28 protein-coding genes are annotated in these 26905 nt (G+C 65.0%); 22 read left to right on the forward strand and 6 right to left on the reverse strand.

What is annotated here, in order from left to right:
• Positions 1-14: 14 nt before the first annotated feature.
• From napG to ACVDHI_RS03615, 14 genes are all read left to right on the forward strand, one after another.
• Positions 15-749: a ferredoxin-type protein NapG gene (napG, locus tag ACVDHI_RS03550; RefSeq protein ID WP_183148718.1), complete on the forward strand. Its 735-nt coding sequence runs from the start codon at positions 15-17 to the stop codon at positions 747-749.
• Positions 746-1621: a quinol dehydrogenase ferredoxin subunit NapH gene (gene napH / locus ACVDHI_RS03555; RefSeq protein WP_201889805.1), complete on the forward strand. Its 876-nt coding sequence runs from the start codon at positions 746-748 to the stop codon at positions 1619-1621. The genes napG and napH overlap by 4 nt, the downstream gene beginning before the upstream one ends.
• Positions 1621-2076: a nitrate reductase cytochrome c-type subunit gene (locus ACVDHI_RS03560; RefSeq protein ID WP_029314277.1), complete on the forward strand. Its 456-nt coding sequence runs from the start codon at positions 1621-1623 to the stop codon at positions 2074-2076. Before napH ends, ACVDHI_RS03560 begins: the two co-directional genes overlap by 1 nt.
• An 11-nt stretch (positions 2077-2087) precedes the next feature.
• Entirely contained in the window at positions 2088-2678 is a 591-nt protein-coding gene (locus ACVDHI_RS03565) for a cytochrome c3 family protein (RefSeq protein WP_010674159.1), read from the forward strand.
• 194 nt (positions 2679-2872) lie between these two features.
• Positions 2873-3379 carry a molybdenum cofactor biosynthesis protein B gene (gene moaB, locus ACVDHI_RS03570; RefSeq protein ID WP_039038846.1) on the forward strand — a complete coding sequence of 169 codons (507 nt, stop codon included), beginning with the start codon at positions 2873-2875 and terminating at the stop codon, positions 3377-3379.
• A 50-nt stretch (positions 3380-3429) separates the two neighbouring features.
• Positions 3430-3924: a cyclic pyranopterin monophosphate synthase MoaC gene (moaC, locus tag ACVDHI_RS03575; protein ID WP_210600193.1), complete on the forward strand. Its 495-nt coding sequence runs from the start codon at positions 3430-3432 to the stop codon at positions 3922-3924.
• Positions 3921-4166, forward strand: a complete 246-nt coding sequence (gene moaD, locus ACVDHI_RS03580) for a molybdopterin synthase sulfur carrier subunit (protein WP_048207331.1) — start codon at positions 3921-3923, stop codon at positions 4164-4166. The genes moaC and moaD overlap by 4 nt, the downstream gene beginning before the upstream one ends.
• 3 nt (positions 4167-4169) lie before the next feature.
• Complete coding sequence (moaE, locus tag ACVDHI_RS03585; protein WP_102948214.1) at positions 4170-4649, forward strand: molybdopterin synthase catalytic subunit MoaE; 480 nt, start codon at positions 4170-4172, stop codon at positions 4647-4649.
• A 54-nt stretch (positions 4650-4703) separates the two neighbouring features.
• Positions 4704-5432 carry a molybdate ABC transporter substrate-binding protein gene (modA, locus tag ACVDHI_RS03590; RefSeq protein WP_447211700.1) on the forward strand — a complete coding sequence of 243 codons (729 nt, stop codon included), beginning with the start codon at positions 4704-4706 and terminating at the stop codon, positions 5430-5432.
• A 123-nt stretch (positions 5433-5555) separates the two neighbouring features.
• Complete coding sequence (modB, locus tag ACVDHI_RS03595; RefSeq protein ID WP_183148714.1) at positions 5556-6236, forward strand: molybdate ABC transporter permease subunit; 681 nt, start codon at positions 5556-5558, stop codon at positions 6234-6236.
• Positions 6233-7288, forward strand: a complete 1056-nt coding sequence (modC, locus tag ACVDHI_RS03600) for a molybdenum ABC transporter ATP-binding protein (protein ID WP_447211701.1) — start codon at positions 6233-6235, stop codon at positions 7286-7288. Before modB ends, modC begins: the two co-directional genes overlap by 4 nt.
• Positions 7289-7355: 67 nt before the next feature.
• Positions 7356-8132, forward strand: a complete 777-nt coding sequence (locus ACVDHI_RS03605; RefSeq protein ID WP_324058621.1) for an alpha/beta fold hydrolase — start codon at positions 7356-7358, stop codon at positions 8130-8132.
• A gap of 113 nt (positions 8133-8245) precedes the next feature.
• Positions 8246-9289, forward strand: a complete 1044-nt coding sequence (parM, locus tag ACVDHI_RS03610) for a plasmid segregation protein ParM domain-containing protein (protein ID WP_447211702.1) — start codon at positions 8246-8248, stop codon at positions 9287-9289.
• Positions 9282-10094: a hypothetical protein gene (locus tag ACVDHI_RS03615; RefSeq protein ID WP_232090071.1), complete on the forward strand. Its 813-nt coding sequence runs from the start codon at positions 9282-9284 to the stop codon at positions 10092-10094. Before parM ends, ACVDHI_RS03615 begins: the two co-directional genes overlap by 8 nt.
• A 71-nt stretch (positions 10095-10165) precedes the next feature.
• Here the strand turns inward: ACVDHI_RS03615 and moeB are convergent, their stop codons facing one another.
• Positions 10166-10921 (reverse strand): molybdopterin-synthase adenylyltransferase MoeB, encoded by a 756-nt coding sequence (gene moeB / locus ACVDHI_RS03620; protein WP_109112507.1) that lies wholly within the window; start codon positions 10919-10921, stop codon positions 10166-10168.
• Entirely contained in the window at positions 10918-12144 is a 1227-nt protein-coding gene (gene moeA, locus ACVDHI_RS03625; RefSeq protein ID WP_447211868.1) for a molybdopterin molybdotransferase MoeA, read from the reverse strand. Before moeA ends, moeB begins: the two co-directional genes overlap by 4 nt.
• A gap of 370 nt (positions 12145-12514) precedes the next feature.
• On the opposite strand from moeA, the gene folE reads away from it, so the two are divergent.
• The 3 genes from folE (at position 12515) to ACVDHI_RS03640 (ending at position 17407) form a co-directional block, all read left to right on the forward strand.
• Positions 12515-13171, forward strand: a complete 657-nt coding sequence (folE, locus tag ACVDHI_RS03630) for a GTP cyclohydrolase I FolE (protein WP_010674171.1) — start codon at positions 12515-12517, stop codon at positions 13169-13171.
• Positions 13172-13420: 249 nt separating this feature from the next.
• Positions 13421-15070: a methyl-accepting chemotaxis protein gene (locus ACVDHI_RS03635; RefSeq protein ID WP_042882553.1), complete on the forward strand. Its 1650-nt coding sequence runs from the start codon at positions 13421-13423 to the stop codon at positions 15068-15070.
• Positions 15071-15319: 249 nt separating this feature from the next.
• Positions 15320-17407, forward strand: a complete 2088-nt coding sequence (locus ACVDHI_RS03640) for a methyl-accepting chemotaxis protein (RefSeq protein ID WP_447211703.1) — start codon at positions 15320-15322, stop codon at positions 17405-17407.
• A gap of 152 nt (positions 17408-17559) precedes the next feature.
• Here the strand turns inward: ACVDHI_RS03640 and ACVDHI_RS03645 are convergent, their stop codons facing one another.
• Positions 17560-19293, reverse strand: coding sequence for a formate--tetrahydrofolate ligase (locus ACVDHI_RS03645; protein ID WP_447211704.1), 1734 nt, complete (start codon positions 19291-19293; stop codon positions 17560-17562).
• Positions 19294-19359: 66 nt separating this feature from the next.
• Between ACVDHI_RS03645 and ACVDHI_RS03650 the strand changes: the two genes are divergently transcribed.
• Positions 19360-19761: a hypothetical protein gene (locus tag ACVDHI_RS03650; protein ID WP_010674174.1), complete on the forward strand. Its 402-nt coding sequence runs from the start codon at positions 19360-19362 to the stop codon at positions 19759-19761.
• An 8-nt stretch (positions 19762-19769) separates the two neighbouring features.
• Here ACVDHI_RS03650 and ACVDHI_RS03655 read toward each other — a convergent pair whose 3' ends face one another.
• The gene (locus tag ACVDHI_RS03655) at positions 19770-20672 is read right to left on the reverse strand and encodes a LysR family transcriptional regulator (RefSeq protein WP_039038856.1); all 903 of its coding nucleotides are present in this window, start codon (positions 20670-20672) and stop codon (positions 19770-19772) included.
• Positions 20673-20781: 109 nt separating this feature from the next.
• On the opposite strand from ACVDHI_RS03655, the gene ACVDHI_RS03660 reads away from it, so the two are divergent.
• The 4 genes from ACVDHI_RS03660 to ACVDHI_RS03675 all read left to right on the forward strand — a co-directional run bounded on the left by ACVDHI_RS03660 (position 20782) and on the right by ACVDHI_RS03675 (position 23691).
• Positions 20782-21342 carry a YceI family protein gene (locus ACVDHI_RS03660; protein WP_010674176.1) on the forward strand — a complete coding sequence of 187 codons (561 nt, stop codon included), beginning with the start codon at positions 20782-20784 and terminating at the stop codon, positions 21340-21342.
• Positions 21342-22076 (forward strand): hypothetical protein, encoded by a 735-nt coding sequence (locus ACVDHI_RS03665; RefSeq protein ID WP_201900818.1) that lies wholly within the window; start codon positions 21342-21344, stop codon positions 22074-22076. The genes ACVDHI_RS03660 and ACVDHI_RS03665 overlap by 1 nt, the downstream gene beginning before the upstream one ends.
• A 185-nt stretch (positions 22077-22261) precedes the next feature.
• Positions 22262-23383: an adenosylhomocysteinase gene (locus ACVDHI_RS03670; RefSeq protein ID WP_039038859.1), complete on the forward strand. Its 1122-nt coding sequence runs from the start codon at positions 22262-22264 to the stop codon at positions 23381-23383.
• The gene (locus ACVDHI_RS03675) at positions 23380-23691 is read left to right on the forward strand and encodes a SelT/SelW/SelH family protein (protein WP_010674179.1); all 312 of its coding nucleotides are present in this window, start codon (positions 23380-23382) and stop codon (positions 23689-23691) included. Before ACVDHI_RS03670 ends, ACVDHI_RS03675 begins: the two co-directional genes overlap by 4 nt.
• A 63-nt stretch (positions 23692-23754) precedes the next feature.
• On the opposite strand, the gene ACVDHI_RS03680 is transcribed toward ACVDHI_RS03675, so the two are convergent.
• Together ACVDHI_RS03680 and pepT are read right to left on the reverse strand one after the other, a co-directional pair.
• Positions 23755-25479, reverse strand: coding sequence for a lysophospholipid acyltransferase family protein (locus ACVDHI_RS03680; protein ID WP_447211705.1), 1725 nt, complete (start codon positions 25477-25479; stop codon positions 23755-23757).
• A gap of 105 nt (positions 25480-25584) precedes the next feature.
• Positions 25585-26811 carry a peptidase T gene (gene pepT, locus ACVDHI_RS03685; RefSeq protein ID WP_270671902.1) on the reverse strand — a complete coding sequence of 409 codons (1227 nt, stop codon included), beginning with the start codon at positions 26809-26811 and terminating at the stop codon, positions 25585-25587.
• Positions 26812-26905 lie beyond the last annotated feature (94 nt).

The following is a 26905-nucleotide window of genomic DNA, read 5'->3' on the forward strand; positions in this document are numbered from 1 at the left end:
CGGGGGAGCGCGAGATGAGTCGTAGTCGGCGCCAGTTTCTGGCCGACATGGCCAAGGGGGCCTGCGGTGTGGGCCTGCTTGGCGTGGGGCTCGGCGGCATGGCGCGCCAGCAGGTGCAGGCTTTGCCTGCCCAGGCGCTGCGCCCGCCGGCGGCCCTCGACGAGGCCGAGTTTCTCGGCGCCTGCGTGCGCTGCGGGCTCTGCGCCCTGGCCTGCCCCTACGACACCCTCAAGCTCGCCCGGCTGTTTGAACCCGTGACCACCGGCACCCCCTATTTCAAGGCGCGCGCCGTCCCGTGCGAGATGTGTGACGACATCCCCTGCGTGGCGGCCTGCCCGAGCGGGGCGCTGGATCGGGCCATGACCGACATCGATCAGGCACGGATGGGGGTGGCGGTGCTCATCGATCACGAGACCTGCCTCAACTACCTGGGGCTGCGCTGCGACGTCTGCTACCGGGTCTGCCCCCTCATCGACAAGGCCATTACCCTTGAGCTGCAGCACAACCCGCGCACCGGCAAGCACGCCATGTTCCTGCCCACGGTGCACAGCGATGTCTGCACCGGCTGCGGCAAGTGCGAGCACGCCTGCGTGCTGGAGGAGGCGGCCATCAAGGTGGTACCTCGCGGGCTTGCCAAGGGGGAGCTGGGTCACCACTACCGGCTCGGCTGGGAAGAGAAGGAGAAGGCGGGCAAGTCCCTCATCGGTGAGCGACTGACCCTGCCGACCCGCAAACCGGAGGGTCTATGAGTCGGTATCCAGGGGCCGAGGCCACGGCCAGGCTGGGGTGGTGGCGTGCCCATCGCTTCCTGCTGCTGCGCCGGCTTTGCCAGTTCGGGGTGCTGGGGCTGTTCCTGCTGGGGCCGCTCGCGGGCATCTGGATCCTCAAGGGCAACCTCTCGAGCTCCCTGCTGCTGGAGACGGTGCCCCTCACGGATCCCCTGACCCTGTTGCAGTCGGTGGCGGCGGGCCAGTGGCCCATCCCCACCCTGTGGCTCGGGGCCGGGCTGGTACTCGCGGGTTACTGGCTGGCCGGGGGGCGGGTGTTCTGCTCCTGGGTCTGTCCGGTCAACCTGGTTACCGATGCCGCCGCCTGGCTCAGGGGGCGGCTCGGGCTCAAGGGCAATGGTCAGTTCAACCGCGCTACCCGCTACTGGCTGCTGGCCATGGTGCTGGTGGCACCGGCCATCACAGGCGTGCTGGTGTGGGAGCTGGTCAATCCGGTGTCGCTCACCCTGCGCGGCCTGTTGTTCGGCATGGGGGCGGGCTGGGGCCTGCTGGCGGTGCTGTTCCTGTTCGACCTTTTTGTGGTGGAGCGGGGCTGGTGCGGCCACCTCTGTCCGGTGGGGGCCTTCTATGCCCTGGTCAACCGGGTCGGGTTCATCAAGATTGCAGCCTCGGGGCGCGAGCGGTGCAGCAACTGCATGGATTGTTATGCGGTCTGCCCGGAGCGTCCCATCCTGCGCGGCCCCGTTCACGGTGCCAGGCGTGGTCACGGGCCCTTGATTGCGGCTCAGGAGTGTACCAACTGCGGCCGTTGCATCGATGTCTGCGCGGAGCAAGTTTTTGAAATCACTGTAGGTTTTGCCGTCAAGGCAGAGAAAACGTCGGAGAACACATAATGAAGAAGCTGATTGGAGCAATGCTGGCCTGCCTGATGGCGGGTTCCTTGATGGCGGCCGTCCCCGAGATCACCAACAGCACGGGGGGCATCAAGTCGGAGCGGGGAAGCACGGATCTGGTGACGGATGCCGACGCGGCCCCCATGAAGAACTTTCGCAAGGATGGCGACCTCTACGATCGCCAGTACATGCACCAGCCCCCGCTGATCCCCCACGACACCCGCAACTATGAAGTGGACAACAAGGTCAACAAGTGCCTGGCCTGTCACAGCTTCAAGAACGCCAGTGCCATGAAGGCCCCCAAGATAAGCCCCACCCACTTCGAGACCCGCGACGGCATGACCCTGGGCGAAGTCTCTCCGCGTCGCTACTTCTGTCTGCAGTGCCACGTGCCGCAAGCGGATGCCAAGCCGCTGGTGAACAATACCTTCAAACCGGTTGAAGCGCTGAACTGAGGAACCCATAGATGAAATTACCCGGCTTTGTGAAGCGTCTGTGGACCACCTTCAAGTCACCGTCGAAGGCGGCCCTCTGGGTCATCCTGCTGATGGGCTTCTTCGGTGGCGTCATCTTCTGGGGCGGGTTCAACACCGCCATGGAAGCGTCCAACACCGAGGCCTTCTGCACCGGTTGCCACGAGATGAAGGACAACGTGTTCGTGGAGTACCGCGACACCATCCACTACGCCAACCGCTCCGGCGTGCGGGCCAGCTGCCCGGATTGCCACGTACCCCACGAATGGACCTACAAGATCATCCGCAAGGTGCAGGCCTCCAAGGAGCTGTGGGGCATGATCACCGGCAAGGTGGATACCCGCGAGAAGTTTGAATCTCACCGGCGGGAGATGGCCGAGCGGGAGTGGCAGCGGATGAAGGAGACGGATTCGCGCGAGTGCCGCAACTGCCACAACTTCGAGTACATGGACTTCTCCCTGCAAGGGCGTCGGGCCGCCCAGATGCACTCCACCAACCTGGCAAGCGGGGCCAACACCTGCATCGACTGCCACAAGGGGATTGCGCACCAACTGCCTGACATGAAAGGGGTGCCAGGCTTCTGATGGGAAGGCCGCCGGATCCCCTGGATCCGGCGGCCTTCGAGATTAATGGGCAATGACGCCCCCCCAGCCAGACATCTTTTGATAGAATCCCTTCCCGGCAACGCGGCGCCCACCGGCTCCTTTCATGGCTGGCACCACGGTGCGGCGCGTTCACCTCATCCTCTCGTGGTCAATGATTGACAGGAATGGCCCCAATGGCACCCAAACACAGCGAATTCATCCCTCTCAAGATCGCCGTCCTGACGGTTTCCGACAGTCGCACCGCTGCCGATGACAGCTCGGGGGACTATCTGGTCGAGGCCCTGACCCAGACCGGCCACGTGCTGGCCGACCGGGCGCTCTGCCCCGACAACCTGTTTCGCATCCGCGCCCAGGTGAGCGACTGGATTGCCGACGAGGGAGTCCAGGTGGTGCTCATCAACGGCGGCACCGGCTTCAACGAGCAGAACCGGGTGCCCGAGGCGGTCGGCGTGCTGTTCGAGCGCACGGTGCAGGGTTTTGGCGAGATGTTCCGCCAGCTCTCGTTTGCCGAGATAAAAGGCTCCGCCATGCAGAGCCGTGCCCTGGCCGGGCTCGCCAATCGCACCCTGATCTGTTGCCTGCCCGGCTCCACCGGCGCCTGCCGCCTGGGCTGGGAACAGCTTATCCGGGATCAGCTCGACGCCCGTACCCGGCCGTGCAACTTCGTGACCCATCTGTGATCCCGGGAGTAAACCCGGATCATCCATCTTATTTTTCGATAGGGGCATAGATGAACCTGACCCATCTCAACCAGAGTGGCGAGGCCCACATGGTGGATGTCACCGACAAGCAGGTGACCGAACGCGAGGCCCGCGCCGAGGCTTTCGTGACCATGGCCCCCGAGACCCTGGCGTTGATCCTGAGTGGTCAGCACCACAAGGGGGACGTGTTCGCCACCGCCCGCATCGCCGGCATCATGGCGGCCAAGAAGACCGCCGACCTTATTCCCCTGTGCCATCCCCTGGCCCTGACCCGGGTGGAGGTCGAGATAGCCCCTCAGGCGGCGCACAATCGGGTCCATATCCGTACCCTGTGCAAGCTCTCGGGCAAGACCGGGGTGGAGATGGAGGCGCTCACCGCCGCCTCGGTAGCGGCCCTGACCATCTACGACATGTGCAAGGCGGTGCAAAAGGACATGGTGATCGAGCAGGTGCGTCTGGTGGAGAAAAAGGGCGGCAAGTCCGGTCATTTCCAGCTGGGTGCGACCCAAGGAGAGCAGGCATGATCAAGGTTCTGTTTTTTGCGCAGGTGCGTGAGCTGGTCGGCTGCGACGAGCTCAGCCTGCCTTGCGACTACGCCAGTGCCGATGTCCTTCGCGCCGCCTTGAGCGAGCGGGGTGACAAGTGGGCGCTGGCGCTCGAATCCGGCAAGCTCCTGGTGGCGGTCAACCAGACCCTGGTGCCGCTGGATACCCCCCTCCATGACGGGGATGAGGTCGCCTTCTTCCCGCCGGTGACCGGAGGTTGAACCATGAGCGACGTAGCCATCACAGATCGCATTCTGGTGCAGCGGGCTGACTTCTCGCTGGCCGACGAATATGCCCGCCTCGCTGCCCGGCAGGACACAGGCGCGATTGTCAGCTTTGTCGGCAAGGTGCGCGACTTCAATCAGGGAGAGCATGTGAAGGGGCTGGCCCTCGAGCACTACCCCGGCATGACCGAGAAGGCGCTGACGAACATAGTGGCCGAGGCCCGCAGCCGCTGGCCGCTGCAGGAGTGTACCCTCATTCACCGCATCGGCGAGCTGCTGCTCGGGGATCAGATCGTGCTGGTGGTGGTGAGCAGCGCCCACCGCGAGGCGGCTTTCGAGGCCTGCCACTTCATCATGGATTTCTTGAAGACCCGGGCGCCGTTCTGGAAAAAAGAGCTGACCGCCGACGGGGTGCAACGCTGGGTCGAGGCCAGGGCGAGCGATGACGCCGCCCTGGCCCGCTGGCAACAAGGGGAGTGAGCCTCGGGCTCGCGTCAATCGATCCGGCCGTGCCGGAACATAAGGAGCAACGGAATGAAGAGATGGGTATCCCTGTTGTTGCTGGGTGTCGGTGCAAGCGGCATTTACAGCGGGACTGTGCTGGCTGACGAGGTCAAGGTGGCGGTGGCGGCCAACTTCAAGGGCACCATAGAGCGCATCGGCAAGGAGTTCACCGCCAAGACCGGCCACAGCGTCGTCATCAGTTCGGCGGCCACCGGTGTGCTCTATACCCAGATCACCCACGGTGCGCCCTTCGATCTCTTCCTCTCGGCCGACGTGGCGACCCCTCAAAAGCTGGAGTCGGAAGGCAAGGGGAGCGAACGCTTCACCTATGCCATCGGTCAGCTCGGCCTCTGGCAGAAGGGGGGGCCTGCTCCCGATGAGGCCACCTTGCGCTACTGGCAGGGGGAGCTGGCCATCGCCAACCCCAAGACAGCGCCCTATGGCGCTGCCGCCATGGCGACCCTGGCTCACCTCAAGATCGATCCCAAGCAGTATCGGGTGCTGACCGGCACCAACATCAGCCAGACCTGGCAGTTCGTCGACACCGGCAATGCGAAGCTGGGCTTCGTCGCCTGGGCCAACCTGGTGGAGGCGGGCAAGACCGGCGAAGCCTGGGCGGTGCCGGCCAGCTTCTATCCCCCCATCGAGCAGCAGGCCCTGGTGCTGAAGAAAGGGGCGGCGGTGGATGCCCTGGTGGCCTGGCTCAAGGGGCCGGGACAGGCGCAGATCAAGGCGGCGGGTTACGCCCTGCCGCAGTAAGCGCCCGGCGTCTGCCGGGGGCCGGCCAGCCCCGTGCTGGCCAGATCCGGTGCCTGACGTGTCCCAAGGCGGTGCCCGTCATGACGGCGCCCTGTTTTTTATCGACACCCGAGAGGGGACCCTATGAGTGAAGGGGATCTGCTGGCGGTCTGGCTGACCCTGAAACTGGCGGCCAGCACCACTGCCATCCTGCTGCTGCTGTCGCCGCCGCTCGCCTGGTGGCTGTCTCGCAGCCAGCACCGGCTGCGCCCCCTGGTGGAGGCCATGGTGGCCCTGCCGCTGGTGCTGCCGCCCACCGTGCTCGGTTTCTATCTGCTGCTGGCCTTCTCCCCGGAGTACGGCCTCGGTGACTGGTGGCGGGAGACCTTCGGGACCCCGCTCGCCTTCAGTTTCCTCGGCCTGCTCATCGCCTCCGTCATCTATTCGCTCCCCTTCGTGGTACAGCCCCTCACCTCCGCCTTCGTCAACATGGGCAACAAGGAGCTGGAGGCTGCTGCCACCCTGGGGATGGGCCCGTTTGAGCGCTTCTTTCGCATCATCCTGCCGATGACGCTGCCCAGCTTCGTGATGGCGGCGGCGCTGGGCTTTGCCCACACCCTGGGGGAGTTCGGGGTGGTGCTGATGATCGGCGGCAACATTCCCGGGGAGACCCAGGTGCTCTCCATCGCCCTGTTTGATCACGTGGAGGCGATGGATTACCAGAATGCCCATATTCTGGCAGGCGGCCTGATGGGCTTCTCCCTGGTGATGCTGGTGCTGGTCTACGGCGTGCTGCAACGTCGGCAACGGAGGCTGTTCGGATGAGCCTCTACCTCAAGGCCAGACGTGATTTCGGCCCCTTCACCCTGGCGTGCGATCTGGCGTTGCCCCCCAGCCGCATCCTCGGCCTGTTCGGTCCTTCGGGCTGTGGCAAGAGCACCCTGCTGCGCATCATCGCCGGGCTCGACAAGGCCCCGGGCGATGCCCTGCGCTGGCAGGGGCGCGAGCTTGCAACCCTGCCCCCCGAGGCGCGGCGCATCGGGCTGGTGTTTCAGGATGCTCGTCTCTTCCCCCACCTGAGCGTGCTCGGCAACCTGCAACTGGCGGCTCGCAAGGGGAGGGGGCGCTGGCAGCCAGAGGATCTGGCTGCGCGCCTCGGCTTTGCCGAGCTGCTGGGGCAACCGGCCCACGGCCTCTCCGGCGGTCAGCGTCAGCGGGTGGCACTGGCCAGGGCCTTGCTGGCTGAGCCCGACTTGCTGCTGCTGGATGAACCCTTCTCGGCGCTGGACAGGCGCAGCCGCATCCATCAGGTCCACGTGCTCAAGGGCTTGCAGCAGGAGAGCGGCATCCCCATGATCTTCGTCAGCCACGCCATGGAGGAGGTGAGCCTGCTCTGCGATGGACTGGTGCTGCTGGCAGAGGGACGGGTGGAGGCCCAGGGCACCCCCGAAGAGATCTTCGCCCGCACCGACCTGTCGCTGGCCAGTCGCGACGACGTCGGGGTCATGCTCTCGGCGACCCTGGCCCACTACGACGAGCACGAGCAGATGGCGACCCTGCGACTCGGGGAGCAGGCCCTGATGGTGACCATGGAGCATGCCCCCGATGAAGCAGGCCCCTTGCAGATCAAGGTGGCGGCGCGGGATCTGGTGATCGCCACCGAGCCCATCGTGCACTCCAGCCTCTCCAACTGCCTCGAGACCCGGCTGCTGGAGGTGCGGGAGGTGCGACCCGGGCAGACCCTGTTGCAGTTGGCTCTCGGGCAGCAGATACTGCTGGCCCGGATCACCAGCCGCTCCGCGCAGCGGCTCGCCCTGACGCCGGCCATGCGCCTCTACGCCTACATCAAGGCGGTGAGCCTGGTAGGAGAGGGGTAGGCAGGGGATCGGAGTTCGGATTGGCTGGCCATGAGTGGCTGGCATGGCGTCGAGAAAGGGGGGACGGGTGCGTCGCAATCAGGTAATGAAATCCCATGGCTTGGCCCTGCGCAGTGCAGGGGAGGGGCCCTTGCTGCTCTTGCTGCACGGGCTGGGCTCTTCCAGCCTCGACTGGCAGGCGCAGATCGAGCGTTTTTCCGAGCGCTACCGGGTGGTGGCCATGGACTTGCGCGGCCACGGCCAGAGCATGCAGGAGGGGCCCTTTGACGTGCCCACCCTGGCGGCGGACGTGGCCCGCTGGCTCGACGAGCAGCCCGAGCCTGCCTGGGTAGTGGGGTTGTCGCTCGGTGCCATGGTGGCGCTGGAGCTGGCGCTGCAACTGCCCCACAAGGTGCAGGGGCTGGTGCTGATCAACGGCTTCAGCGAATTTCTGCTGGAGACGCCAAAGGAGCAGGAGCGCTATGCCATGCGCCTCAAGTGGCTGCGCTGGTTCGGCATGCGGCCGCTGGCGTGGTGGCTCGGTCGCGAGCTCTTTCCCGGCCCCGATCTCGCCCAGGTGCGCCACACCTTCCGGGGGCGCTTCGTGCGCAACAAAAAGAAGACCTACAAGGCGCTGCTGGAGGCGCTGCCCGGCTGGTCGGTGCGGGCTCGTCTCGGCACCCTCTGGCAGCCGGTGGCCATCATCTCCACCAGTCACGACTATCTGCCCCTGGCGCGGCGGGTGGAGCAGTTCGCCTCCCTGCCCAATGCCACCATCCACACCCCGGATGGTCACCACGCCTGGCCGGCGGAAGATCCCGCCGGGTTCAATCATTTGCTTCACCGGATTTTAGAAACCCATTAGACTTGTCGCCTTTTGACCTTGATCCCCCGTGTATGTATTGGTCCGATCGCCTTGCCAGTGGCAGATGGCAAGGCAATCGGACCCATCTTGCCCTATTGAACAGGTATTTCCTCATGTCTGAAGTAATGAAAATGGCCATCGACGATGGTTCAACCAACGTCAAGGTGAGCTGGATTGAGAACAAGGTGCTCAAGACCATCATCTCCCCCAACTCCTTTCGCAAGGATTGGAAGAGTGCCGCCTTGCGCAAGGACAAGAAGATCTACAACTACGAGATAGGCAACACCAAGTACACCTACGACGCCACCTCCGACAAGTCCCTGGCCACCACCCACGTGGAGTACCAGTACGACGATCTCAACCTGCTCTCCGTGCACCATGCCCTGTTGCAGACCGGCGTGACCCCCTGCGATGTGGCCATCACCGTGACCCTGCCCATCACCGAGTTCTACAACCCGGATGACTGTCAGCGCAACGAGGAGAAGATCGAGAAGAAGCGCCGCAACCTGATGCGGGCCATCAGCCTCAACAAGGGTGAGCTGTTCAACATCGTCAGCGTGGAGGTGATGCCGGAAAGCCTGCCGGCGGCGCTCTCCCGCCTGATTGGCTCGGGCTGCAACGAGTTCACCAAGACGCTGGTGATCGACTGCGGTGGCACCACCCTCGATATGGGGATCATCGTCGGCGAGTTTGACGACGTTTCCGATGTGTATGGCAACAACGAGATCGGCGTCTCCATGGTAACCGACGCGACCCGCAAGGCGCTGGCGGCGGCAGACAGCGATTCGAGCTATCTGGTGGCCAACGAATTCATCAAGCGCCGCCACGACATGAGCTTCGTGCGTGACGTGGTCAACGACGAGAGCCAGATCCCGAAGATCCTCGAAAAGATGCAGAACAAGATCGACGAGCTGGGATCCCAGGTGGCCCACGAGGCGAAGAAGTTCGCCAAGAACCCGAACCGGATCTATCTGGTCGGTGGCGGCGCGTCCCTGATTGTCGATGCCATCAAGGCTGCCTATCCGACCCTGGGGGAGCGGGTGGAGCTGCTGGACGATGCCCAGTCCGCCCTGGCGCGGGAGATCTGCCTCTACACCACGGAAGAGGAAGAGGTGTACCGTGAGGCGTCCGTGATGGCCGAGGTCGGCGATGAGTAGTCAACTCAAGCGCATGACCTTCTCCATCTTCATGGATCCGGGTGCGCTGGAGTCTGATCGCTATGCGGCCGGGATCTTGCAAAGCTGGTATCAGCGGGCGCGCAAGATCCAGGACGATGTGGAGGAGTTCGACTTCTCCAAGAGCCGTTTTCACAAGGACATCTACCTGAGCGGCATGTTCCTGTACGTGCTGGCACCGAGCCTGTGCAAGGGGATGGCCAATGCCTTCGGCCCAGAGCAGGTGAACCTCTCGACCCTGCGCCATGTCTTCGCCAGTTGCGGCTTCGATCTGGGGGAAGGGAGTGCGCCCGTGGCGACCGATACCCTGATCGATGAAATCGTGGCCAGGCTGGCTCCCCAGCTGGGGCAGGGAGACAACCGGGGGCTGGCGGATGAAATCGTTCAGCGTCTGGGTCAGCAGGCGGCGGCGCCACTTCCGGACAGCCTGGTGGACGAGATTGTAAGCCGCATCGGCGAGCAGCAGCCCACCGGGCTCTGGGACGAGTTGAAGCAGGGGTTGCCGGCCCCGCTCGATCACGATCTGCTGGCAGAGGCCATCGCGGGCAAGCTGCCGACGGCGGGGGGAGAGGCGGATCTGGCCCCCCTTGCGGGCAGCATCCAGCTGCTCTCCCGCCAACTGGAGGAGCAGTCCCGGCTCATTCGCGAGCAGCACCGTCTGATCCAGCGCCTGGCCAGCCAGCCCGCCCGGGCGTCCGGCTCGTCCGAGCTGGCCGAGCCCCTCATCGAAGATCTCTCGAACCAGGTGGCGAGCATGAAGAAGGTCAAGGCGAAGGGGATCTTCTAGGCCCTTTGTGACCACCCGCAGCCCAATGAAAAAAGCCGAACCCCGGGGTTCGGCTTTTTTGTGGGCGCAGCTCAGGGCCTTGAGCAGACCGGGCAGTCGGGGCGCTTGGGAAGCTTCAGCTCGCGAAAGCTGCCACCCAGACCGTCGATCATCAGCAGGCGGCCGCTGTAGCTTTTGCCCATGCCCGCCAGCAGCTTGATGGCTTCGAGCGCCTGCAGGCTGCCCACCAGCCCCACCACGGGGGCCAGCACCCCCGCCTCGACACAGGTGAGGGCCTGATCGCCAAAGAGGGTGCTGAGACAGGCGTAGCAGGGTTCATCCTCCTGCCAGGTGAAGCTGCAAAGCTGCCCTTCCAGCCGGATGGCGGCGCCGCTGACCAGGGGCACCTTGTGCTGGCGGGCGCGCTGGTTGAGGAGGTTGCGGATGGCGACGTTGTCGGTGCAGTCGAGCACCAGCTGATGACCTGGCAGCAGGGCATCGAGCAGCGCCTCATCGGCGAGGGCGGCGTGGGTCTCCACCTCGAGCCAGGGGGTGAGGGCGCGCAGGGACGTCGCCGCGGACTCCACCTTGAGCTGGCCGATGCGCTCATCGCTATGCAGCACCTGGCGCTGCAAATTGGAGAGCTCCACCCGATCGAAATCCACCAGGGTGAGGTGGCCGACCCCGGCCACCGCCAGATACTGGCTGGCGGCGCAGCCCAGGCCCCCGGCGCCGATGACCAGTACGCGTGATTGCTTGAGCGCCTCCTGCCCCTCGAAGTCGAAGGATTTGAGCACGATCTGGCGGTTGTAGCGAAGGAGCTCGGCGTCGCTCAGGATCTCGCTCACAGCAGCAGCCCCGAGAAGGGCTCGACGGTGACCGTCTCACCGGCGGCCACCTTGCCGCGCTCCTGCTCGAGCACGATGTAGCAGTTGGCCCGGGACAGGGAGCTGAACACCCCGGAGTCCTGGGAGCCGGTGCTGCGTACCTCGAGGCCATTCGGGCCCACGCTCAGGATGCCGCGCTGGAAGTCCAGGCGCCCCGGGCTCTTCTTGAGCGCCTCTGTCGCCAGGGCCTGGAGGGGGTGCGGGCGTGCAAACTGCTGACCGGCCAGTCTGGCCAGGGCCGGTTGCACCAGCTGATCGAAGGTGACCATGGCGGAGACCGGGTTGCCCGGCAGACCGAAGAACCAGGCGTTTGGCAACCGGCCAAAGGCGAAGGGTTTGCCCGGCTTGATGGCGAGCTTCCAGAAGCCAATTTCCCCGAGCTCTTCGAGCAGTTGCTTGGTGAAGTCCGCTTCCCCCACCGAGACTCCCCCGGTGGTGATCAGGGCATCGGCCTCGCGGTCGGCCTGCAAGAAGGCGGCGCGCAGGGCCGCCGGATCGTCGGGGATGATGCCAAGGTCCAGGCACTCACAGCCCATGCGGTTCAGCATCGCCTTGACCCCGTAGCGGTTGGAGTCGTAGATGTCCCCGTGCTGGAGCGGGGTGCCCAGAGGCTTGAGCTCGTCCCCTGTGCTGAAGATGGCGACCCTGAGGGGACGGCGCACCGTGACGCTCGCGATGCCAAGGGAGGCGAGCAGCGGCAGCTCTCTGGGGCTCAGGCGCAGGCCGCTTTCGAGCACCCTGTCACCCTGCGCCAGGTCCTCGCCGCGGCGACGGATGTTCTGGCCAGCAACGGGGCGGGTCAGGAAAGTGATCCCGTTGTCGCCGGCTTGCGTTTCTTCCTGCATCACCACTGCGTCAGCACCCGGGGGCACAGGGGCCCCGGTCATGATGCGGATGCAGTGGCCGGCGGGCCACTCCCCCTCATAGGGCTGGCCCGCAAAGGCCTTGCCCGCCACGGGGAGCGGCACCCCGGCGGCGAGATCCGCCAGGCGCACGGCATAGCCGTCCATGGCGGCGTTGTCGAAGGGGGGGACGAAGAGGGGGGAGCTTATCTCCTCGGCCAGGATCCGATCCAGCGCCTGGGGCAGGGGCAACTGCTCCGTCTCGCAGCAGCAGGTGAGTTGTTCCAGCATCCCTTGCAGGGCCTTGTCCAAGGGGAGGAGTGCACCGGTATCGAATCCCATCATCATGACCTCTCTGGTGTGTAGGGGGCGGATTATCCCAAAAATCCGCTCCGATGGGCAGGCCGAAGGTGCGGTAATGGGGGGCAGATGCCCCGGAGTGATCGGATTATGGGGCGCTATCCCGTTGAATTACCTCCTGATGGGTAACCAGAGCGAGGCTTGTGCGAGATGGTGGCTGGGGAAGAGGCGGCACGGCCGTGCGCCTTGCCCCCGAATGGGCAGGCCGGTGCGGACAAAACGGGGTGGTTTGGCATAAAGTCGGGCACCGGGCTTGAGTTAGACAGAATTATGACAATAATCGCCCTGTAAGATTGCGCCGCGGCACCATGCCGCAGGCCAGCACAGTCCCTGAGCGTGGGAGAGAAACACGATGACGAGCTTAAGCCAGGAAGCCCTGTTGGTCAGGGCGGCGCTCGAGGCCGAGGGCCTTGAGACACCTCTGGTGGCCAATGAATTGAGCGGCCAGCAGAAAAAGGAAAAAATCGAAGGTCATATGCGCGCCATCATGGAGACGCTGGGACTGGATCTGGCCGACGACAGTCTGGCCGAGACCCCGCACCGCATTGCCAAGATGTACGTGAACGAGATCTTCTCCGGCCTCGACTATGCCACCTTCCCCAAGGTGACGGTGATCGAGAACAAGATGAAGGTGGACGAGATGATCATGGTGCGGGACATCAGCCTCACCAGCACCTGCGAGCACCACTTCGTCACCATAGACGGCTTTGCCCACGTGGCCTACATTCCCCGCGGCAAGGTGATTGGCCTGTCGAAGATCAACCGCATCGTGCAGTTCTTCGCCCGCCGCCCCCAGGTACAGGAGCGGCTGACCCAGCAGATCCTGCTGGCGTTGCAGACCCTGCTTGGCACCAGGGACGTGGCCATCAGCATCAAGGCGACCCACTTCTGCGTGAAGGCCCGTGGCGTGATGGACTCCACCTCCTACACCACCACCACCTCCCTGGGCGGCGTCTTCAAGACCCAGCCCGACACCCGCGCCGAGTTCCTCGGTGGTCTGAAAGGGTAGTGCTCCCGGGGGCTGTCGCCGACAGGCCCCGTCTCCTTTTCCTCACTTTTTTTGAAAAATACCTAAAGTTGTGACCGTGCCGGTCGCTATGGCTCTCCGTGTTGTCGGACGGTCTGGTTGACGCCGACACCCCGGGCCCGCCCTTGTGCGCGCCGACAGGGACGAGATGTGCTGCCAAGGAGGGTAGTGAAGGCGCAGGCCAGGCCTGCGCCCAGCAATGCCACTTGTTTTCCCCATGCAGGACATGCCATGAACACCATGACGATAGGCAAAAAACTTACCGCCGGCTTTGCCGTACTCGGCCTGATGATGGCCTTTATCGGCGGCTTCTCGCTGTTTGAATTCAGCAAGATGAACCGCGCCGCCATCGGCTTTACCGACAGTATCCTGCCCGCCGTCGTGCGCACCAGCACCCTCGGCGAGACCATCAATGCCCTGCGCCGCTACGAACTGGATGTCTTCCTGGTGGCGGACGATGCCCAACAGAAGGCCCGCTATCGCAACGAGAGCGAGAAGAGCCTGCAAGAGGCTGCGCGCCAGATAGTGGCCCACGATGGCACCATCTGGGCGGAGGATCGGGAGGAGCGCCGAGCCTTTGACATCGTCAAGGCGGACTGGGAGCGATATGTCGCCCTGCACCAGCGCATCCGGCAGATGCAGGACTCGGGACAGATGGCCGAAGCCCAGCACCTCTTCATGGGGGAGGGGGTCACCCTCTATACCAATCTGACCAAGTCGGTGGGTGAGCTTATCCGCATCAACCACGGCTACTCCGTGGGCTCCCGTGCCGAGGTGGTGGACGCCTTTGACAGCGCCAAACTGAGCGTGACCCTGGCCCTGGTGATAGGCCTGGCCCTGGTTGTCGCCCTCTCGGTGGTGCTGACCCGCCAGATCCGCGACCCGCTCATCATGCTGGCCCGTCAGGCCCAGCGCATCGCGAGCGGCGATCTCGGCCGGGGCGAGCTGCAGGAGTGGGTCCGCGGCAACCGCTTCAACCGCGACGAGCTGGGTCAGCTGGGGTCGGCCATCGACCGGATGCAGGGGGCACTGGCAGAGCTGGTGAGCGAAATCTCCGGCTCGGTGAGCCAGCTCAGCAGCGCGGTAGAGGAGGTGAGCGCCATCTCCGAGCAGTCCGCCAAAGGCATGGCAAGCCAGCAGGGAGAGGTCTCTCAGGTCGCCACCGCCATGAACGAGATGCAGTCCACCGTCAATGAGGTGGCTCGCAACACCACGGACGCCATGGGGGCGGCCAAGCAGGCTTCCCGCACCTCCACCCAGGGCAACCAGGTGGTGCGCAGCGCCATCGGCAGCATAGAGCAGGTCTCCCGTCAGATAGAGCAGGCCGGGAGCGTGGTGCAGCAACTGGAGACCGACAGCGCCAGCATCAGCATGGTGCTGGACGTGATTCGCGGCATCGCCGAGCAGACCAACCTGCTGGCCCTCAACGCGGCCATCGAAGCGGCCCGTGCCGGCGAGCAGGGTCGTGGCTTTGCGGTGGTGGCGGACGAGGTGCGCAGTCTGGCCCAGCGTACCCAGGCATCCACCGCCGAGATCAGCAAGATGATCGAGGTGCTTCAGGAGCGCACCGCCGAGGCGGGCAGCGCCATGCAGCTGAGCCGTCAGCAGATGCAGGAGAGCGTGGAGCTGGCGCGGGAGGCGGGGAGCAGCATCGACAGCATCAACGGTGCCGTCACCCAGATCACCGACATGAACACCCTGATAGCCACCGCCACCGAGCAGCAGAACGCGGTCACCGAGGAGCTCAATCGCAGCATCGTCAAGATCCACACCGCCGCCGACGAGAATGCCCAGGGGGCGCAGCAGACCGCCCAGGCCTGTGTCGAGCTGAGCAAGCTGGCCAATACCCTGCACCATATGACCCAGCGTTTCACCCTCTGAGTCTTGCTGCCACCCGGCACAGCGCAGAAGGCCCCGCCAATCGGCGGGGCCTTGTTGTTTGTCATCGCCCTCCCTGTGCCCGTTTCAACCGGCCCGCCTGCCCCGTCACCTACCGGATGGGGGGATGACAGGCCGGATGTTCGAATTCGCTCACAAATCGGCGATTAATTTCATGCAGGGCCGTTTGCGACCTGTTTGCGAGCCCGTATGATGCCCCCCTTTTTTGGCTCAAGAGACCCACCATCCGTCATGTTCCGTTCCATCAAGTATCAAGTCATGTTCTTTGCGGGTTGCATCCTGCTGACCACCGTCCTCAGCGTGGTGGGTTACAGCTATGTTTCCCTGGCCAGCATGCAGGAGAAGATCCAGCAGGAGAGCCACGACGCGGCCCGCCAGCAGGCCAGGCAGTGGCTGCTGACCCTGGCGGATGGTCAGGCGAGCGAGGTGGCACGCTCCTTCGAACTGGCGCTGGATGCGGCCGAAACCCTGGCGGCACTGCTGGCGGGCAATGTCCATCAGTCCGAGCCTCTCGATCGGGACGAGGTCACGGCCCTGCTCAAGGATATAGGGGATCGCAACCCGGATTTCCTCAGCATCTACAGTGGCTGGGAGGCGGATCGTTTCGACGGTCAGGATGCGCTCCATACCGGTGATGGGCGGCATAGCCAGGCATCGGGCAACTTCGCCCCCTACTGGAGCCGCGGCCCGGCCGGTTTTGACCTCAAACCCCTGGGGGATTTCTACAGCAAGACGCCGAGCGCGACCGGGATCCGGGCCTCCGAGTGGTATCTTTGCCCGCAGGAGAGCAAGGCAAGCTGCGCCGTCGACCCCTCCGTCTACCAGGTCAACGGCCAGCCCACCCTGCTCACCTCCTTCGTGGTGCCAGTGCTGAACGGGGATCAATACCTCGGCATGGTGGGCATCGACTACTCCCTCAACTACCTGCAACGGCTGGCCGCTGACATCAGCCGACGGGTATTCGACGGGCAGGGCAGGGTGCGCATCATCAGCCCCATGGGCATCATCGCCGCCGACTCCCGCGATGGCGACGGGGTAGGGCAGCGCTTGCAGGATCCATCCTTGCTGGCCCAGTTGCAACGTGGCGAGAGGGGCAGCGACGAGCACGCCGATGGCTTGAGGGTCTTCGCACCCATCAGCCTCAACAAGGTCACACAGGCCTGGGGGATCGCCATCGAGGTGCCGGGCAGCGCCCTCTATGCCGAGTACGAGCGGATGGCGCAGGCCCGTGCCGAGGCCTTTGGCAAGGGGGTCTGGACCCAGCTGATGGTGGGCATCCTGGTGGCGGGTATCGGTCTGGTCGGGCTCGCTTTCGCGGCAGGGTCCATCTCCCGGCCGGTGCAGGAGACGGCTCGCATGGTGGCGCGTCTCTCCAGCGCCGGAGGGGATCTGACCCAGCGGCTGACCCAGCACCGGCGCGATGAGACCGGGGTGCTGGCGGAGGGGATCAACCAGTTCGTCGCGACCGTGCAGGGCATAGTGAGCGACACCGCCACCAGCGTGCACGAGTTGCAGCAGGCGGCGGTGAACTCGGCCAGGCAGGCCCAGCAGGGGCTGGCGAACAGCCATCACCAGCTGGAGCAGGTCGAGCTGGTGGCCACGGCCATCCATGAAATGTCATCGACCGCAGACTCCGTCTCCAGCAGCGCCCAGATCACGGCCCAGGCGGTGGATGAGACCCGTCATGCGGTGCACAAGGGTCAGCAGGTGGTGAGCGCCTCTGCCAACGGCATCCGCCAGTTGAGTGCCCAGGTCAGCGAGGTGTCGGACAGGATCACCGCCTTGCAGCAGCAGGGGGTGCAGATTGGCAGCATCCTGGATGTGATCCGGACCATCTCTGAGCAGACCAACCTGCTGGCGCTGAATGCAGCCATCGAGGCGGCACGGGCCGGTGAACATGGTCGCGGTTTCGCCGTGGTGGCCGACGAGGTGCGTACCCTGGCCTCCAAGACCCGGGCCTCGACCCAGGAGATCCAGCAGATGATAGACAGGCTGCGGGATACCACGCGTGCCGCAGTCGACACCATGACAGAGGGGCGCCAGTTGAGCAGCCTGGCGCTGCGTGATGCCGAGCAGGCGGTAAGCGAGCTGGCGACCATAGTGCAGGCCGCCGACCGTATCCAGGACATGGCGACGCAGATTGCGAGCGCCGCCGAGCAGCAATCCAAGGTGAGCGAGGAGATTAACCAGAACGTCAGCAACATCCACGAGCTGGTGAGCGCCTCCACCCGGGTGGCCCGGGAGCAGGATGCCCAGAGCAAGCAGATGCACGGGTTGACCGAGACGGTCATGAGCAAGCTGGGGCGCTTCCACTACTGATGGCGTTCTGATACGCACAACAAGGCCCCGCCAATCGGCGGGGCCTTGTTGTTTCTGGCTGGACCTGGGCGCCGTCAGCTCAGGCCGACAATCTCCCCGTCATCGTCGATGTCGATATGGTGTTCAGGGACGGCAGGCTGCCAGCCTGTACGTCAGCTCAGGCCGACAATGTCGCCGTCATCGTTGATGTCGATATGGCGATAGGCCGGCAGACTGCCCAAGCCCGGCATGGTCATGATGGGGCCCGCCAGGGCATAGACGAAGCCTGCCCCCGCGCAGAGTTTCACCTCCTCGATGGGCACCTCGAAGCCCGTCGGCACGCCCTTCCTGGCGGGGTCATGGCTGATGGAGAGCGGCGTCTTGGCCATGCAGACGGGCAGGTGATCCTGGCCCTCTGCCGAGAGTCTGGCCAGTTGCTGGCGCGCCTTGTCCGAGAGGGTGACGCCCCGGCCGCCATAGCCGCACTCCACCAGGGTGGCGAGCTTGGCGGCAAGGCTCATCTCATCGGGGTAGAGCAGCCTGACCTCACTGGGCTGCTTGCAGGCCGCCACCACGGCGTGAGCCAGATCCGCCGCGCCCGCGCCACCGTCAGTGAAGGCCCGGGAGAGGGCGACCCCACAGGCACCGGCCTGGCGCGCCGCCTCCTCCAGCAGGGCCAGCTCGGCGTCGCTGTCGGTGGGGAAGCGGTTGATGGCGACCACCACGGGCACCCCGTAACGGCGGGCGTTGTGAATATGCCAGGCGAGGTTGGCGCACCCCGCTGTCAGGGTGGGCAGATCTTCCCCTTGCAGGCTGGCCGGCAGCGGCTGGCCCGGCCGGATGTCGAGCAGGCCGCTGTTGGCCTTGAGGCCGCGCACCGTGGCCACCAGCACCACGCAGGCAGGGGGAAGGCCGGATTGGCGATACTTGATGTTGAAGAACTTCTCCAGCCCCATGTCGGAGCCAAAACCCGCCTCGGTCACCACATAGTCGGCAAGACCCAGCGCCATGCGATCGGCGATGACGGAGGAGTTGCCGTGGGCGATGTTGGCAAAGGGGCCGGCGTGGACCAGCACAGGGGTCTGCTCCGTGGTCTGCATCAGGGTGGGCTTGAGGGCCTCTTTGAGCAGCACCGTCATGGCCCCCGCCACTTCCAGCTGCTCGGCGGTCACGGGTTGGCCGCGCTGGTCGAGGGCGAGCTGGATGCGGCCGATACGCGCGCGCAAGTCCTTGAGATCCCTGGCCAGGGCCAGAATGGCCATCAGCTCGGAGGCGGCGGTGATGACGAAGCGATCGGGGCGCTCGACACCATCGGCAGCGCCGCCCTGGCCGAGGGTGAGGTGGCGAAGCGCCCGGTCGTTCATGTCCAGGGTGCGGGGCCAGAGGATGTTGGCCGGGTCGATATCGAGCCGCGCCAGACCGGTTCTGGCGCTGAACTGGTCACCGAGTTTGCGTTCATGGAACAGGCGGGCATCCAGGGCGGCAGAGGCCAGGTTGTGGGCGGCGGTGAGGGCGTGAAAATCCCCAGTGAGGTGCAGGTTCATCTCCTCCATCGGCACCACCTGGGCCATGCCGCCCCCGGCGGCGCCCCCCTTGACCCCGAAGACGGGGCCGAGGCTCGGCTGGCGAATGGTGGCTATGCTGGGCTGGCCGATGTGGTTGAGCCCCATGGAGAGGCCGATCGTGGTGACCGTCTTGCCCTCCCCAAGGGGGGTGGGCGTGATAGCGCTCACCAGCACCAGCTTGCCGGGCTCGCGGGTGGTGGCGTGATGGAGCAGCGCGAGGTCGAGTTTGCCCTTGTAATGGCCGTGGGGGTGGAGATGGGCGGCCGCTATGCCGAGCTGTGCTGCCACCTCGGCGATGGGCAGGCGGGGGGACTGGCGGGAGATCTCGATATCGCTTAGCATCAGCACCTCGTTGGCATGTCAGGTCAAATATGCGGCGAAGTCTAGAGGAATCAACAGGGTAATCCAATGAGCAATACTATTTTATCCGGCAGTCGTGAGCCCCATCAAAGCCCCATCCTGCTGGATCTCAATGCCCTCTATCACCCGCCCAAACGGCCCCTCACCGCCCTTGGCATCGTCAGCGCCTTCATCCCGCTCTTTGGTTACGGCTGGCAGGCGATGACCCAGGATCCCGAGACCCACTTTCGCCACGAGCTCGGCAAGCGCATCAACAAGCACAAGAGCGACGAGGCGAACCTCGCCCTGATGATGCAGTTGGCGGCCATGCTGGATTGCCACTGCCTGCACGTCACCCTGCCCTATGCGCTGGGGGAGGCCGAGCTCGCCGCCTTGCGCCAGCGCCTGCCACGCTGGCAGATGAGCCAGCAGGATCACCTGCTGGTGGCCGAGCTGATGCCCACCCCCTGAGCCCGGGCTCAGGTCTCCCTGTCCCAGTAGTGGGGCGCCAGGTAGCGCTCCTGCACGAATTCGATGAAGCAGCGCACCTTGGCCGACACGAAACGGCGGTGCGGATAGAGGGCATAGAGCCCCACCTGCCCCTTCTCCCACTCCAGCAACAAGGGGACCAGCGCCCCCGAGCGCAGCGCATCCCCCACGATGAAGGTGGGCTGCAAGATGATGCCCTGGTGGTCGCAGGCGGCCCGGGTCAGGGCCACCCCGTTGTTGGCGCGAAGGGGCCCCTGGGGGCGGATGCTGTGCTCCTCCCCATCCCGTTTGAAGACCCAGTCCGGCTGGGTCAGGGTGTAGATGAGGCAGTCGTGCTGCTTGAGATCCTCCGGGGTCTTCGGCCTGCCCCGGCGGGCCAGGTAGTCGGGGCTGGCGCACACCACCATCTTCATCATGGCGAGCGGCTTGGCCACCAGGGAGGAGTCCGGCAGGTTGCCGATGCGCAGGGCCAGATCGAACCCCTCCTCCACCAGGGCCACCCGCCGGTCGCTGTACTCAATCTCGAGCTTCAAGTCCGGGTAGCGCTCGCGAAACAGGGGCAGGGCGGGGGAGAGGTGCAGGTAGCCGAAATCCATGGGCACCGAGAGCTTGAGGGTGCCCTGGGGCTGCTGGTTGTTGTGGGTGAGCTGGCTGTGGGTCTCTTCCAGCTCCGCCAGCAGGGCCAGGGAGCGCTGGTAGTAGAACTGGCCCGCCTCGGTGGGATTGACCTGGCGGGTGGTGCGCGACAGCAGCCGGGTGGAGAGGGACTCCTCGAGCTGCTGCATCAGCTTGGAGGTCATGGCGACCGAGATCCCGAGCTGATGGGCGGCCTTGGTGAAGCTCTGGCACTCCACCACCTTGATGAAGGTGCGCATGGCGGCTATCTGATCCATATTCCACTCTCGGTTGATAATTATTTTAATAAATCGATGATTATCTATTCTCGATAGGAGGTTAGCATTTTGGACACCGTTGTGAACCCCCAATGAAGGAACGATCGGAATGAAAATGACCAAGGCCCTGCTGGCCTCTTGCCTGTTTATGGCGGCTCCCCTGATGGCTGCCGATTACGATGTCGATGCAGCGCACACCACAGTCCAGTTCAAGGTGGGCCACCTCGGCTTCTCCGAACTGGTCGGCCGGTTCAACACCTTCAGTGGCACCTTCAGCATGGACGACGCCAACCCGGCGGCGGCCAAGGCGAGCTTCGAAATCGATGCCGCCAGCGTGGATTCCAACCACGAGGCCCGCGACAAGCACCTGCGCAGCCCCGACTTCCTGGACGTGAAGCAGTACCCCAAGATGACCTTCGTCAGCACCGGCTATGAAGGCACCAAGGACAAAGGCGTACTCAAGGGCACCCTGACCCTGCACGGCGTCTCCAAGGACGTGGCCTTCGACCTGGTCCACATCGGCGAAGGCAAGGATCCCTGGGGCGGCTACCGCAGCGGCTTCAACGCCACCACCACCATCAAGCGCAGCGAGTTCGGCGTGAACTACATGGTGCCGAACATCCCTGACGAGATGACCATCAACCTGTTCGTTGAAGGCGTGCGCAAGTAATGGGCGCAGCACTCCTGCTTCAAACCCTGGCGGCTCCTTTAGGGGCCGCTTTGCTGTCGTGGCGCTGGCCGCGGCTGGGCTATCTGTGGGGCGCCCTGGGGATCTGGCTGGTGGGTTGCCTGCTGGGCGGTGCCTATGGCCTGCCAGTCAAGGCGTGGCAGTGGCTGCCGCTGACCCTGCTGGTGCCCGCCCTGACCCAGGGTTCCAACAAGGGGATCGCCCTCGCGCTGTTCGGGGGGCTGGGCGCCCTGGTGTGGTGGCAGGGGCTGGCCTCCGTGCTGGCGAGCGAGCCCGGGATCTGGCTGGCCCTGCTGCCCGCCATCCTCTGGTCTGGCTGGACGAGCTGGCGCGGTGACAGCGAGGAGGGGCTCGGCTTCGCCCTGGCCTTCATCTGGCTGGCGCTGGTCATCGGCATCGATGGCAGCCTGCTCATCGCCCAGCTGACGGGGGCCCTGGCCGCGTTTGCCGGATTCCGTGCCCTGCTCGGCGCCTTTGCAGGGGTCAAGGTGACCCCGGCTGCACTGGGGCTTTCACTCGCCTTCGTGCAGATGCTCGCCTGGCAGTACGTGGAAGTGCCCCTGCTGGTGCTGCTGCCGGTCTGGCTGTTGCCGCTGCTGGAACGTGCCCTGCACGGGCGCCCGGGACTCTCTCGCTGGGGGGTCTTGATCCTGGTGGCGGCCGTCGGTGCCGGAGTGAGTCTGTGGTGGGTATGGCCAGAGGCGTCACTTTACTGATTTCTGCATGAAAAACAGGCTATTACCTTAGAAATTGATGGGCTTGTCAAAGTCTGGACAGATAAAGATTGAGACCCATGGTGCTTTCGGATAAAAAGGATTTTCAATTATCTGGATACACACAGAACCCGGCTATGCCGGGTTCTGTTTGCCTGCTTTCACGCGGCACGCTAAGGAGGCCACAGTTGCGCAGTCAGGGATCTGAGCATCTGTTTTTTCGCCATTTCACCGAACAGGGATGTCTTGGGGATCTCTGCATCCTGCTGGTGACCCACCTGCTTCCCGACAGACCCGACTTCATCCAGGTGCTCGATCGGGTGGGCCGGGTCGGTGCCATCCTGCCCAAACCCAAGTCCGTGCATGGTCCGACCCTGACCTGGGCTCAGCAGCACTACCCCGTGCTGCCCCTCAATCGCCACTGGACCTCGGATCCCGGTGAGGTGATCGCCCAGATTGCCCCCCTGGTGATGTCTCACGAGCGGCTCATCATCCTCGACATCGGCGGCTACTTCGCCAAGAGCCAGGCGGTACTGGCCGAGCACTTTGGCGCACGCTTCATCGGGGTGGTGGAGATGACCGAGAACGGCCATCAGCGCTACGAACAGGAGTCCCTGGCGGCCCCCGTCATCTCGGTGGCCCGCAGCCCCCTCAAGCAGGCGGAAGATATCCAGATCGGCCTGAGCGTGGTCTACTCCGCGGAGTCTCTCGCACGTACTCTGAGGCGTACCTTCAACGTCTGCCAGGCCGCCCTGTTCGGCTATGGCAAGGTGGGGCGCAGCATCGCCCGGGAACTGCGCTGTCGCAACCTGCATCTGGAACTGGTGGAGACGGATGCCCTGCGCCAGGTGGAAGCGCTCTCCCACGGCTTCAAGCTGGTGAACAAGGCCGAGGCCCTGGGCCGCGCCGAGCTGGTGATCTGCTCCACCGGCAACGGCTCCCTCGACATCACCGATCTGCAGGCCCTGCGCCCCGGCGCCATGCTGGCCTCGGTCACCTCCGCCGACGACGAATTTGCCTTCAGCCTCGCCCAGCTGCCCTGGCCGAGCGAGGAGGTGTGTCCCCATGTGCTGGCCCTGACCCGGCCGGACGGCAGCACCATCTTTTTGCTCAACCGGGGGGAGGCGGTCAACTTCGTCCACGGCGCCGTCATCGGCGAATATGTCTACCTCGTGCTGGCGGAGATCATCGAAGGGGTGCACCAACTGGCCCATCAGGCATCCACCCCGGGCCTTCACGAACTGCCCCAGGCCACCATGCAGCGTATCGCTCGCCACTGGTTGACCGATTTTCACGGAGTCACCCCATGACAGATACCCATTTGCCCCTTGCGAAACCGCGCATCGAAATCCGTTACTGCACCCTCTGCCGCTGGATGCTGCGGGCCGCCTGGCTCGCCCAGGAGCTGCTCTCCACCTTCGACGGCGAACTGGGCGAGGTGGCCCTGGTGCCCGCCAGCAAGGGGGAGTTTCGCATCCTGGTGGACGGGGTGCTGGTGTGGGACAGGGTGGCCGACGAGGGCTTCCCCGAGGCCAAGGAGATCAAGCAGCGGGTGCGGGATGTCATCGCCCCGGAGCGGGATCTCGGCCATGCGGATCGCAAACCCGCAGCCGAGTAGGCGGCATCACCCATGATGTGAAAGAGGGAGGCGCAGGCCTCCCTCTTTCGTTGCAGCGCCCGGTCAACGGTCGCCAGAGGTGGCCAGCGCTTCCCCGGGGGGGAGGCCGATATAGCGGGCCCGCTTGTGGGGCTTGATGCGGCTCACGTCCACCCACACCAGGCCGTCGATGCAGTGGTTGAAGTCCGGGTCGATGCCAAAGTCCATGAACTGCACGCCCCCCGGCTCGCACAGCTCGGCGTACTGCTTGTAGAGGGTGGGAATGGCACAGCCCAGGTTGTCGAGCCCGGCCTTGAGCACCTTGAGGTCGTCCCCGTAATCGCGCCCCTCGAACAGCGTCGGCGTGGCGGGATAGGGGCGGCGGGAAGGGGCGAGGGCAAGGGCGGGGGCGAAGTGCTGGCGATAGAAGCTCACCAGCAGATCCTTGGCCGCCGGCGGCAGGCTGCCGGAGAGGGTGACTGGCCCGAACAGGTAGCGGTATTGGGGATAGCGGGCCAGATAGGCCCCGATGCCGAACCAGAGGTAATCGAGCCCCCGCTTGCCCCAGTAGGCGGGCTGGATGAAACTGCGGCCAAGCTCGATGGCCTGTTCCAGCCGGGGCAGCAGCTTCTCTTCGAAGCCGAACAGGGTGTGGCTGTAGAGGCCATCCAGTCCCTTGCTGGCCAGCCGTTCGGCCACCGGGGCAAAACGATAGGCGCCGATGATGTCGAGGCGGGCGGGATCCCAGAGGATGAGGTGGTGATAGTCATCGTCGAAGGCATCGAGATCCCGCCGCTTGCCCGAGCCTTCCCCCACCGCCCGAAAGGCGATCTCCCGCAGGCGCCCCAGCTCACGCAGGATCACCGAGTGGCTCTGCTCGTGGCGACGATAGAGCAGGATGCGCTGACCGTCCGGGGTCTGGCCGAGCAGCTCGCACCCGTCGATGGCCTGTTTCAGCAGGCGGCGATCCTCCGGCAGGGCGATGGGGGCCTCGGTCTGCAACCGTCCCGCCTTGCCCCGAGCGATTCGGTAGAGGTGGCCGCGCACCAGCCGGGCCGCCGTCTTGGCCGGCAGCTCCTGAAAACTGGCGAGGGGAATGCGCGCCCCTATGGTCACCGGCAGCGTCTGCCCCTGCTGGCGAAACAGCTGGCGCACCAGCAGCAGGGCGGAGGCGGGCTTGTTGAGCCAGGAGGCGAGATAGAACCAGAGGCTGTTGCGCCCTCCCAGGTGAATGGGCACCAGGGGCGTTCGGCTGCGCTGGGCCAGCTTGATGAAGCCGGCCTGCCAGGGGCCATCCTTCACCCCCTTGGGGCCGAGGCGGGAGACCTCGCCTGCGGGGAAGATAACCAGGGCCCCGTCGGCGGCGAGGTGTTCATTCATGGCGAGGATGGCCTGCCTGTCGGTCTTGCCCCCCAGGTTGTCCACCGGCAGCAGCAAAGGGCGCAGCGGCGCGAGCTGGGCCAGCACCTGGTTGGCCACTATCTTGACGTCGGGGCGGATGCGCCCGATGAGGCGCAGCAGGGCCAGCCCGTCCAGGGAGCCGATGGGGTGGTTGGCGACAAGAATGACCCGGCCGCTGGCGGGAATATGCTCGAGCTCGGCCTCGCTCACCCGGTAGTCGAAGTGGAGCTCGGTGAGGGCCTGCTCGACGAAGTCCAGACCGCGCAGGTGGGGATGGCGCGCGGCAAAGCGGGTGAAGGCCTCTTCATGCAGCAACCAGCTCAGCCCCTGCCTCATCAGGGGACGGAGGAGGGGCTGGCTGGCGAGGCGGGGCAGGTGCTGCCCCAACAGGGTATCGACGTCGAACATGGGCAAGGCTCCGCTGAACTTTGCCCCAGCTTGACGCCCCTGCGTGCCTTTCGTGTGTCGGTTGGGTGACGGTTTGATGACGGGGCGAGCCCCGTCCTTGCCCCCTTACTCTGCCCGCCAGGCAGAGGTGAGGCGCACCAGCGCCACCAGGGTGGCGACCGCTTTTTCCATGGATTGCAGGGGGATGAACTCGTGCTTGCCGTGGAAGTTGTGGCCGCCGGTGAACAGGTTCGGGCAGGGCAGCCCCATGAAGGAGAGCCGGGCGCCGTCGGTGCCGCCGCGAATGGGTTTGATCTTGGGCACCACGTCGGCGGCCTCCATGGCGGCTTTGGCCAGCTCGACGATGTGGGGATGGGGCGCTATCTGGCTGCGCATGTTGCGGTAGTTGTCCACTATTTCCAGGGTGATGCGCGCCTTGGGGGCGTCCAGTTGCAGGGAGGCGACCCGCTCCTTGAGCTGGGCCTTGCGGGCGGCGAAGCAGTCATCGTCGAAGTCGCGGATAAGGTAGTGCAGGGTGGTCTCCTCCACCGTACCCTCCATCCGGGCCAGGTGGAAGAAGCCCTCATACCCCTGGGTGCACTCCGGGGTCTGCTCGGCGGGCATGGCGGCATGGAAGCGGGCGGCCAGGGTCTGGCTGTTGATCATGCTGCCCTTGGCGGTGCCGGGGTGGACGTTGTTGCCTGTGATGCGCACCGTGGCGCTGGCGGCGTTGAAGTTCTCGCATTCGAGCTCGCCGAGTTCGCCACCATCCACCGTGTAGGCCCACTTGGCCGGGAAGCGGTCCAGCGGGAAGCGGTCGGCACCGCGCCCTATCTCCTCGTCCGGGGTAAAGCCGACCCAGACATCGCCACGGGGGATCTCGGGGTGAGCCTGCAGGTATTCCACGGCGGTGAGGATCTCAGCGATGCCCGCCTTGTCGTCGGCCCCCAGCAGAGTAGTGCCGTCGGTGGTGATGAGATCCTGCCCCAGGTAGTTTTTCAGGAAGCGGTACTGGCGGATGGCCAGCACCTCGTCTCCCTTGCCAAGGCAGATATCGCCCCCCTGATAGTTCTCGACTATCTGGGGAACGACGCATTCGGCCTCGTAATCGGCGGTGTCCATGTGGGCGATGAGCCCGATGGCGGGGGCATCCGGCTGGTTGCCCGGCAGGCAGGCGGTGAGGTAGCCATGCTCGTCCAGGGTGACCTGGCTTAGCCCCATCTGCGTCATTTCGTCGCACAGGGCCCGGGCGAAGAGGCGCTGTCCCTCGCTGCTGGGGCAGTCAGGATTGGTCGCATCGGAACGGGTATGAAAGGTGAGGTAGTGGAGAAAGCGCGAAAGCAGGGTGTTCATGGGCAAGCCTCGGGTCACGAAAGAGGAGTCATTGTGGCCAAGAAGGCGGCGCCGCTTATTGCGTCAGCGCAGTTTTTGATGACTTTGTGGGGGA

The organism is Aeromonas sp. 25-248 (assembly GCF_053005425.1).